We start from the raw sequence: 8,778 nt of genomic DNA, 5'->3' as shown, positions 1-8,778 counted from the left end.
GGCGCCGGCGCCTGCTCCGGTGGCATGATGGTGTCTCCGGTCCCGGTGGCCGCTACCTGCTCCACCTGCGTCCTCGTGCCTGCGGTTTGCTTCCGCGAGGACCTTAGCGAGCCAGGGGGACCCTGATTGTGCCGCCTAGCGGCTGCCGCGTAGGATAAGTGTTAGCGCAGTGGGTTCGCGCTGCCTTCCGCTCAGCTTCTGGTTGGGACTCGGGTCGCGCACCGTATGCGGGGTCATGCCGCGGTCGTTCACTGGTGGACGTTTGCTCGCAGGGTCGACGCATGCACCCATTCGCGCCGACAACTGCCAACCCTCGATTCCATCCACCGGAGCAACCCGCCTAATGACCACCGACACCGCCACCGCCCCGACCGCCCCCGTTGGGGCCCCGCAGGTCGCCATCAACGACATCGGGTCGGAGGAAGACTTCCTCGCGGCTATCGACAAGACGATCAAGTACTTCAACGATGGCGACATCGTCGAAGGCACGATCGTCAAGGTCGACCGCGACGAGGTCCTGCTCGACATCGGCTACAAGACCGAGGGTGTCATCCCCTCGCGTGAGCTCTCCATCAAGCACGATGTCGACCCGGCTGAGGTTGTCACCGTCGGCGATGAGGTCGAAGCCCTCGTTCTCCAGAAGGAGGACAAGGAAGGCCGTCTGATCCTGTCCAAGAAGCGCGCGCAGTACGAGCGCGCCTGGGGCACGATCGAGGAGCTCAAGGAGAAGGACGAGCCCGTCAAGGGCACCGTCATCGAGGTCGTCAAGGGCGGCCTCATCCTGGACATCGGCCTGCGCGGCTTCCTCCCCGCGTCGCTGGTCGAGATGCGCCGCGTGCGCGACCTGCAGCCGTACGTCGGCCGCGAGCTCGAGGCGAAGATCATCGAGCTGGACAAGAACCGCAACAACGTGGTCCTGTCCCGCCGCGCCTACCTCGAGCAGACCCAGTCCGAGGTGCGCAGCGAGTTCCTCAACGCGCTCGCCAAGGGCCAGGTCCGCAAGGGCGTCGTGTCGTCCATCGTCAACTTCGGTGCCTTCGTGGACCTGGGTGGCGTCGACGGCCTGGTGCACGTCTCCGAGCTGTCCTGGAAGCACATCGACCACCCGTCCGAGGTCGTCGAGGTCGGCCAGGAGGTCACGGTCGAGGTCCTGGACGTCGACATGGACCGCGAGCGCGTCTCGCTGTCGCTGAAGGCGACCCAGGAAGACCCGTGGCGCCAGTTCGCCCGCACCCACGCGATCGGCCAGATCGTGCCGGGCAAGGTCACCAAGCTGGTTCCGTTCGGTGCGTTCGTGCGCGTCGAAGAGGGCATCGAGGGCCTGGTCCACATCTCCGAGCTGGCCGAGCGCCACGTCGAGATCCCGGAGCAGGTCGTCCAGGTCAACGGCGACGTCATGGTCAAGGTCATCGACATCGACCTCGAGCGCCGTCGCATCTCGCTGTCGCTGAAGCAGGCGAACGAGGGTGTCACGCCGGACACCGAGTTCGACCCGACCCAGTACGGCATGGCCGCCGAGTACGACGCCGAGGGCAACTACATCTACCCCGAAGGCTTCGACCCGGACACCCAGGAGTGGCAGGAAGGCTTCGACAAGCAGCGTGAGGAGTGGGAGCGCCAGTACGCCGAGGCGCACACTCGTTACGAGGCCCACATGAAGCAGGTCCAGAAGGCCGTCGAGGCGGACGCCGAAGCGGCGGCCGACGCGGCGACCGGCATCGAGGGTGGCGCGGAAAGCTACACCTCGGGCTCGGCCCCGGCCGACTCGAAGAGCAGCGGTGGCACCCTCGCCTCCGACGAGCAGCTCGCGGCGCTCCGCGAGAAGCTCTCCGGCGGTGCGTGAGCACTAGCTCTCCGAGCTGAACGACAGAGCCCCCGGTCCTTCGCGGACCGGGGGCTCTTCGTTGTCGTGGCGGCTCAGTTGTGCAGGCCGAGGCCGGTCATCATCGCCGTGACGCCGTCGCGGTACATCTCCTCGTGGGCCTCTTCGGTCGGCGGGATGAACCAGTCCGGCAACGGCCGCCGCGAGGCCATCAGCAGTTCCGCGCCGACCAGGCCGTGGATGGCCGTCCACAGCCGGTAGGCCACCGAGCGGGCGTCCGCTCCCGGCGGGCAGACCCGCTGGACCCGGCCGATGAACAGGGTGAACGTCGTGCGCAGCACCGCCGACCGCAGCGCCGGGTCCGGGTCGAACCCGGGCACCGGGCGCTCGAACATCAGCGCGTAGCGGGTCGGGCTCTCGCGGGCGAAGCGCCGGTACTCCAGCGCGAGGTGCAGCAGGTCCGCGACCCCGTCCTCGCTCGACGGCGGCAGGCCTTCCAGCAGCTCCCGCAGCGAGTCGAACGTGCGCTCGTACAGGGCGTCGAGCAGGCCCGCGCGGCCGCCGAAACGGGCGTAGACCGAGAGTGTCGACGCGCCGGCCGCCTCGGCCACCCCGCGGACGGTCAGCCCGGGAACCCCGCGGTCCACGAGCACCGACAACGCCGCGTCGAGGTAGCGTTCGCGGCCACCCTGATCGGCCGGGCGCATCGGCAAGTGCCTGGTAGCCACGGCGCACCCCCTTTGCGGCAGCCGGGCGCAGGGCGGCGTCCGGGTGACCCACCCGCAGCAGAAGATACGATATCCGGCGCGTCTTGGGAATGCGCCGGATGTCCGGATCGGCCGCGTCCCGTCCCGTGGGCGCCACCCGAGAGGACTTCAGGCGGATGGATCACCCCGAGCCCGGCACCGTCGTCGTCACCGCGAGCGGCGACGGCACCTACACGCAGCAGGTGCGCACGGCGAGCCACACGCTCCTCGTCGACGAACCGGTCGCGGTGGGCGGCGCCGACGCCGGCCCGAACCCGTACGAGCTGCTGCTCGCGTCGCTGGGTTCGTGCACGGCGATCACCCTGCGGATGTACGCCGACCGCAAGGGCATCCCGCTGACCCGGGCGACCGTCCGGCTGCGGCACGACCGCATCCACGCCGAAGACTGCGCGCGGTGCGAAACCGAGCGCGGCCTGCTCAGCCGGATCAGCCGCGAGATCGAGCTCGAAGGCGACCTCGACGACGAGCAGCGCGCCAAGCTCATGCTGATCGCCGATAAGTGCCCGGTGCACCGGACGCTGTCGTCGGAGATCGTGATCGAAACGCGCGAAACCGGCCGCTGACCCGCTTTTCGGGGGCCCTTGGTCGTCACCGCTCAGGCGGCGCGCACCGTCACCGCGGCCGGCCGGGCCGGGCTGACCGACGGCACCCAGATCCGCTCGAGCGCCGCGGCGCGGGCCTTGCGGCGCAGGCCGGCGAAGCTGTGCTTGGCCGGGACCAGCAGCGTGTTCAGCCAGCTCCGCCGGTAGTCCGCCGGTGCCACGGCCGGCGAGAGGTGGACGAGGCAGTGCACCAGCCCCGGCGTGCCGAGCCGGTGCCTCCCGACGTGCTTGCTGTCCGCCATCGTTCCTCCGCGTGGGCGACGCTCTTCGCGCGCACGGTACGCACTGCCGCGGTTCGAGGTGGGTAAGCAACACGGCGTGTCCGGATATCGGTTGAGTCACGCGTCACGATCACCTTGCGGATCCGCCGCTCTTCAGGCATGGGACGGGGAACGGGATCCACGCGTACTGCACGACGCACAGTCGCCGCGTCGCCGCGGGCAGGCACGTGACCTGCACCCGGCGGACCCCGGACAGGCACCGCTCCGGCGCCGCGGCCACGGTCGGCGCCGGTGCTGCCGCGGCTTCGGGCACGGCGGCAGCGAGCCCGCTCGCGCACAGCAGGACGGCAGCCATCCTTCCGGTCTTCGTCATCCTCATCGGCCCCCTCGGCGGTTCCCCTTGCCAGGATGTCGACCAGACCAGCGGCGTGTTACGACATTTTCCCACTTGTCACACAAATGGCACAGACCTGACGGACGTGTCCGCCGAGGGTGCGTCCGCCCCGTGACTAGGGTGATCGGCATGTTGCGTGTGGGGTTGACGGGTGGGATCGGGGCCGGGAAGTCGACCGTGGCGAACCGGCTCGCCGAACACGGCGCGGTGCTGGTGGACTCCGACCGGATCGCTCGCGAGGTGGTCGAACCCGGCACCGATGGGCTCGCCCGGCTGGTGGCGGAGTTCGGGGCCGACATCCTGGCCGCGGACGGCTCGCTCGACCGGCCCGTGCTCGCCGCGAAGGCGTTCGCCGACGACGAGTCGCGGCACCGGCTGAACGCGATCGTGCACCCGCTGGTCGGCGCCCGCACCGGGGAGCTGATGGCGGCCGCGAAGCCGGACGCGGTCATCGTCCACGACATCCCGCTGCTGGTCGAGAACGGCCTGGCGACGGCTTATCACCTGGTCGTGGTCGTCGACGCGCCGGTCGAGGTGCGGGTGCGGCGGCTGGTGTCGGCGCGCGGGATGGCCGAGGAGGACGCGCGGGCGCGGATCCGGGCGCAGGCGAGCACCGAGCAGCGCCGCGCCGTCGCGGACGTCTGGCTGGACAACGGCGGCGCCGAGGACACCGTGCTCGCCGAGGTCGACGCGCTGTGGGCGGACCGGCTGGTGCCGTTCGAGGCCAACGTCCGGCTGCGCCGGCCGCGGCCGCCGATGTCGCCGAAGATCGCCGAATACGACCTCACCTGGCCGGCCCAGGCCGAGCGGGTCCTGGCCCGGGTCCGCGCCGCGGCCGGGGAGCTGGCCCTCCGCGCCGACCACATCGGGTCGACGGCCGTGCCCGGCCTGCCCGCCAAGGACGTCCTCGACCTGCAGCTCACGGTGTCCACTTCGGACGACGCGGACACGCTCGGCGGGCTCCTGGCCGACGCCGGCTTCCCGCGGCTGGAAGGCGACTGGGTCGACGACGCCCAGGACGGCACCGGCGGGACGTGGCCCAAGCGCCTGCACGTCGGCGCCGACCCGAAGCGGCCGGTCAACCTGCACGTCCGCTCGGTGGAGACGCCGGCGTGGCGGCTCGCGCTGCTCTTCCGCGACTTCCTGCGCGCGAACCCGGACGAGCGCGACGACTACCGCGACGTCAAGCTGCGGCTGGCCGAGGCGCACGCCGCCGACGGCACGGTCGAGGCGTACGCCGACGAGAAGCAGGAGTGGGTCAACGGCGTGTTCGCCCGCGCGGAGAAGTGGGCGGCCACCACCGGCTGGACGCTCTAGGCGCGCATGTCCTTCAGCTGCGGCCAGATCTCGGCCCAGCTCCCGGTCCGGCCGCTGAGCAGCCAGACGGGCATGTGCTCGCTGGCGTTGCGGATCCCGAGCCGGTTGCCGACCTGCCCGACGATCCTCGCGTCGCCGAAGTGCTTCGCGATCTTCGACGGGTCGTAGCCGACGAAGAGCACGGTGCGGGTGTCGTCGGCCGAGTGCCCGAAGTACCAGAAGCCCCGGCTGGCGCTGGCGGCCTCGGGCAGGCCGTGCTCGGGCCCGTACCGGTCGAGCGCGCCCGCCTGCCAGTACCCGCCGGTGACGATCGCCGTGTCCGGCGGCGCCGTCCGGTGGAGCGCGGCGACGTCGGCGGCGAGGTCCGGCCAGCCGATCTCCTCGGCCGCGTAGGCCGGCCGCGGCGCACCAGGGTGCTCGACGAGCCAGTGCGCCGGCCAGACCGGGAGCGTGAACGGCAGGCTGAACAGGGCGGACACGACGAACACCGGCCAGGTCGGCACCCACCGCCACCACCGCGCGGGCTCCCGCGCTTCGAGGTGGACCGCGGCGGCCGCCCACAGCACGCCGAACATCCCGGCGGCGTAGTAGTACCGCCCGTTGGCGACGAGGAAGACCGCTGCGACGCCCAGCGCCGTCCAGCCCAGGAACCGGTAGGGCCGCAGCTGCTTGCTCCCCAGCAGCACGGCGAGGCCGTAGAGGACGCCGAGCGCGCCGATCACCCAGCCGGCGCCGGCCAGCAGGTCCGGGACGAAGCTCGCGCGCCCGCCCGCGGCGTCGACCTCGGCGCCGACGGCGTCACCCATGCCGAGCTGCGGCCAGCCGTTCGCGCGCTGCCAGAGCAGCGTGGGCACCAGGGAGCCGGCGGCGATCAGGGCGCCGAGCCAGAGCTTCGGGCGGCGCAGCAGCTCGCGCGGCCCGAAACCGAGCACCGCGAGCCCGGCCACCACCCAGAACGCGGCGATCAGCAGCTTGCCGTTGAGCGCCACCGCCGTCACGACGCCGAGCTGGACCAGCAGCGCGTCGTCGCGGGTGCGGACCCAGCGGACCAGCAGCCACAGCACGAGCGTCCACAGCAGCGGGTCGATCGTCGACGTCGCGAGGTAGTGGCCGCTGCCGACGAACTGCCCGCAGATCGCGTACGCCGCCGCGGCGCGGGCCTGCGCCGTGCGCCCGCCGCCGAGCTCGCGGGCGATCAGCGCGGTGACGACCACGCCGGCGGCCGTCGCGGCGATCGCGGGCAACCGGAAGACCACGAGCGAGCCGGGGGCGAGCGTGTCCATCGCCCGGGCCAGCGCCGGCACGAGCGGCGGCTGATCGGCGTAACCCCAGGCCAGGTGCTTGCCGGCGGCGAGGAAGTACAGCTCGTCGCCGAAGTAGCCGTAGCGGCCGGCGGTGAGCAGCAGCGCGGTGGCCGTCCCGGCCGCGAGCAGCAGCACCGGGAGCCGGGCGAACGGGGCGAGCTCGGCTTCGGCCTGGTCGGGGGCCGTGGCCACGGCGTCCATCGTGCTCCTGTTCCTCGTCGGCGCCGGTCTTCCCGCACCCTACGTGCGGGTCCGGCGCCGCCGGGGTCAGGGGTGGCGCCGCCAGGTCAGCGCGATGTCGAGGGTGGCCAGCCAGGCGGCGAGGTCGTAGCCGTGCGCGGCCAGCCCTTCGACGGCGGCGTAGGTGGCCTTCAGCGCGTACTCGGCCTCTTCGGCGGTGACCAGGCCCGCTTCGAGGGCCTCCATGAGCTCGTCGGTGTCGATGACCTTCAGGGAGAGCTTGTCCTTGAGCACGATGTCGACGTAGAGGTCGGTGGCGACCCAGCGCGGGCCGTCGCGGTGGACGCGGACGACGTCGAGGTAGAAGTCCTGGTCGCGTTCGTGGCCGGGGGAGAACCAGAAGTCGGTGAAGCGCAGGCCCAGCCCGGGCACCAGCCACGACTCGAGGTAGTGGAACTGGGCGCGGCCCGGCGTCGGGCGGGCGAGGTACAGGCCGAACGGCTCCTCGCGGAACTCCTCGACCTCCCGCAGGATGCCCTTCGGGTCGATGTTCGCGCGCGCGGCGGGGTCGAAGGTCTCGACCTTCGGGGGGTGCAGTGCGGCCATGCGGGTCATCCTGCCGGGCTGGTCACGAAACGCGAACCCCCGCCCCAGGCGTCACGCATTCGGGCTAAGGTGCGCCGAGCGTCAGGGGAACGAGGGGAACTGGGGATGTTCGGGATCATCAGGCCGTGCCGCCACCGGCTGGCCGAAGGCCTGCACGCGGACTGGATGGCTCACCTGTGCGGCCTCTGCCTCACACTGCGCGACGAGCACGGTCAGTTCGCCCGGGTGGTCACCAATTACGACGGGCTGATCATCTCGGTGCTGGTGGAGGCCCAGACGCCACGGGCGGACGGCCGGCGCGAAGCGGGCCCGTGCCCGCTGCGGGGGATGAGGACGGCCTCGGTGGCCCGCGGCGAGGGAGCCCAGCTGGCGGCGGCGGTGTCGTTGGTCCTGGCGGCGGCCAAGGTCGGCGACCACGTCGAGGACGCCGACGGCGCGTACGGAAGGCGCCCGGTCGCGGCGGCGGCCCGCCGGGTCGCGGCCCGCTGGACGGCCCAGGGCCACCGCACGGGCGGCCAGGTGGGGTTCGACACGACGGTGCTGACGGAGGCGGTCGAGGGGCAGGGGGCGCTGGAGTCCTCGATCCGGCTGGGTGACTCACCGCTGCTGGCGACGGAGCCGGCGGAGAGGGCCACGGCGGCGGCGTTCGCGAGGACGGCGGAGCTGGCGGGCAAGCCGGCCAACGCGCCGGCGCTGGCGGAGGCGGGCCGCATGTTCGGAAGGGTGGCCCACCTCCTGGACGCGGTCGAGGACTACCCGGCCGACGAGGCGGCGGGGGTCTGGAACCCGCTGCGGGCAACGGGAACAAGCCCACAGGAAGCCCGGCGACTGTGCGACGACGCGGCGCTGGGGGTGGAGCTGGCGTTGCGCGAGGCGGAGTTCGCAAAGCCGGCGCTGGTACACGCGTTGCTGGTGCACGAGCTGCGCCAGGCGGTGCGGAGGGCTTTCGGCCACGGCTTTGCGCTCGGCCATGAGCACGGTCACGAGCTCGGCCACGGGCACGAGCGCGCCCACGGGCACGAGCGCGCCCACGGGCACGAGCGCGCCCACGGGCACGAGCGCGGCCACGAGCCTGGCCACGGCCATGAGCGCGGCCACGGCCACGAGCCCGGCCACGAGCACGGTCACCGCCACGAGCAAGGGCGCGAGCCCGGCGCAGGCTCGGCGGAGGGCTCCTCTCCCGGGCAGGGCCGTGGCTCGGCGGGCTGGTCCACGGGCCACTCCTCGTCGGCCGGCGAGTGGCCGGCACCCGAGCACAGCTCGTGGCCGGGCGGCGCGGACGGTCAGCAGCCGCCGCCCGGGTGGATCGGGCCGGGGCCCACTCCGCAGCAGCATCCCCACCAGCAGCCGCCGGGCTGGATCGGGCGTGGGCCGGCGCCGCAGCAGCACCCGCACCAGGTTCCGCCCGGCTGGGGCTCGCCGCAGCCGCACGGGTTTCCGCCGCCGGGCCCGGTCCCGCCGCCGGGCGCTCCCGGCGGTCGTGGCCCAGGCGGTCCGAACGGCCCCGGCGGCCGCGGTCCCGGAGGCCCTGGCGGCCCCGGAGGCCCTGGCGGCCCCGGAGGCCC

General features: G+C 72.7%; 9 protein-coding genes. 4 read left to right on the top strand and 5 right to left on the bottom strand.

The genetic code is table 11. The annotated features are described in order from the left end of the window. Positions 1–343: 343 nt before the first annotated feature. Entirely contained in the window at positions 344–1,843 is a 1,500-nt protein-coding gene (rpsA, locus tag CCN39_RS33500; protein ID WP_086848834.1) for a 30S ribosomal protein S1, read from the top strand. A 74-nt stretch (positions 1,844–1,917) separates the two neighbouring features. On the opposite strand, the gene CCN39_RS33495 is transcribed toward rpsA, so the two are convergent. Further along, entirely contained in the window at positions 1,918–2,529 is a 612-nt protein-coding gene (locus CCN39_RS33495; protein WP_086848832.1) for a TetR/AcrR family transcriptional regulator, read from the bottom strand. Positions 2,530–2,705: 176 nt separating this feature from the next. Here CCN39_RS33495 and CCN39_RS33490 point away from each other — a divergent pair, with 176 nt between their 5' ends. Further along, positions 2,706–3,152 (top strand): OsmC family protein, encoded by a 447-nt coding sequence (locus tag CCN39_RS33490; protein WP_086848830.1) that lies wholly within the window; start codon positions 2,706–2,708, stop codon positions 3,150–3,152. Positions 3,153–3,184: 32 nt separating this feature from the next. Here the strand turns inward: CCN39_RS33490 and CCN39_RS33485 are convergent, their stop codons facing one another. Together CCN39_RS33485 and CCN39_RS49650 are read right to left on the bottom strand one after the other, a co-directional pair. Beyond that, positions 3,185–3,433, bottom strand: a complete 249-nt coding sequence (locus CCN39_RS33485) for a hypothetical protein (protein WP_086848828.1) — start codon at positions 3,431–3,433, stop codon at positions 3,185–3,187. Between the two features lie 109 nt (positions 3,434–3,542). Continuing rightward, entirely contained in the window at positions 3,543–3,767 is a 225-nt protein-coding gene (locus CCN39_RS49650; RefSeq protein WP_167455256.1) for a hypothetical protein, read from the bottom strand. Between the two features lie 168 nt (positions 3,768–3,935). Here CCN39_RS49650 and coaE point away from each other — a divergent pair, with 168 nt between their 5' ends. After that, positions 3,936–5,123 carry a dephospho-CoA kinase gene (gene coaE, locus CCN39_RS33475; RefSeq protein WP_086848836.1) on the top strand — a complete coding sequence of 396 codons (1,188 nt, stop codon included), beginning with the start codon at positions 3,936–3,938 and terminating at the stop codon, positions 5,121–5,123. On the opposite strand, the gene CCN39_RS33470 is transcribed toward coaE, so the two are convergent. Next, positions 5,120–6,628 carry an ArnT family glycosyltransferase gene (locus tag CCN39_RS33470; RefSeq protein ID WP_086848826.1) on the bottom strand — a complete coding sequence of 503 codons (1,509 nt, stop codon included), beginning with the start codon at positions 6,626–6,628 and terminating at the stop codon, positions 5,120–5,122. The genes coaE and CCN39_RS33470 overlap by 4 nt on opposite strands. 66 nt (positions 6,629–6,694) lie before the next feature. After that, positions 6,695–7,213 (bottom strand): ribonuclease FAU-1 family protein, encoded by a 519-nt coding sequence (locus CCN39_RS33465; RefSeq protein WP_086848824.1) that lies wholly within the window; start codon positions 7,211–7,213, stop codon positions 6,695–6,697. 105 nt (positions 7,214–7,318) lie between these two features. Here CCN39_RS33465 and CCN39_RS52040 point away from each other — a divergent pair. After that, on the top strand, positions 7,319–8,778 hold a 1,460-nt coding region (locus CCN39_RS52040; protein WP_244211114.1), incomplete at its 3' end, for a DUF5685 family protein.

The sequence above is a fragment of the Amycolatopsis kentuckyensis genome, assembly GCF_002155975.1.
In the GTDB taxonomy this organism is placed as follows: Bacteria; Actinomycetota; Actinomycetes; order Mycobacteriales; family Pseudonocardiaceae; genus Amycolatopsis; species Amycolatopsis kentuckyensis.
This window is presented reverse-complemented; position numbering and strand designations above follow the sequence as displayed.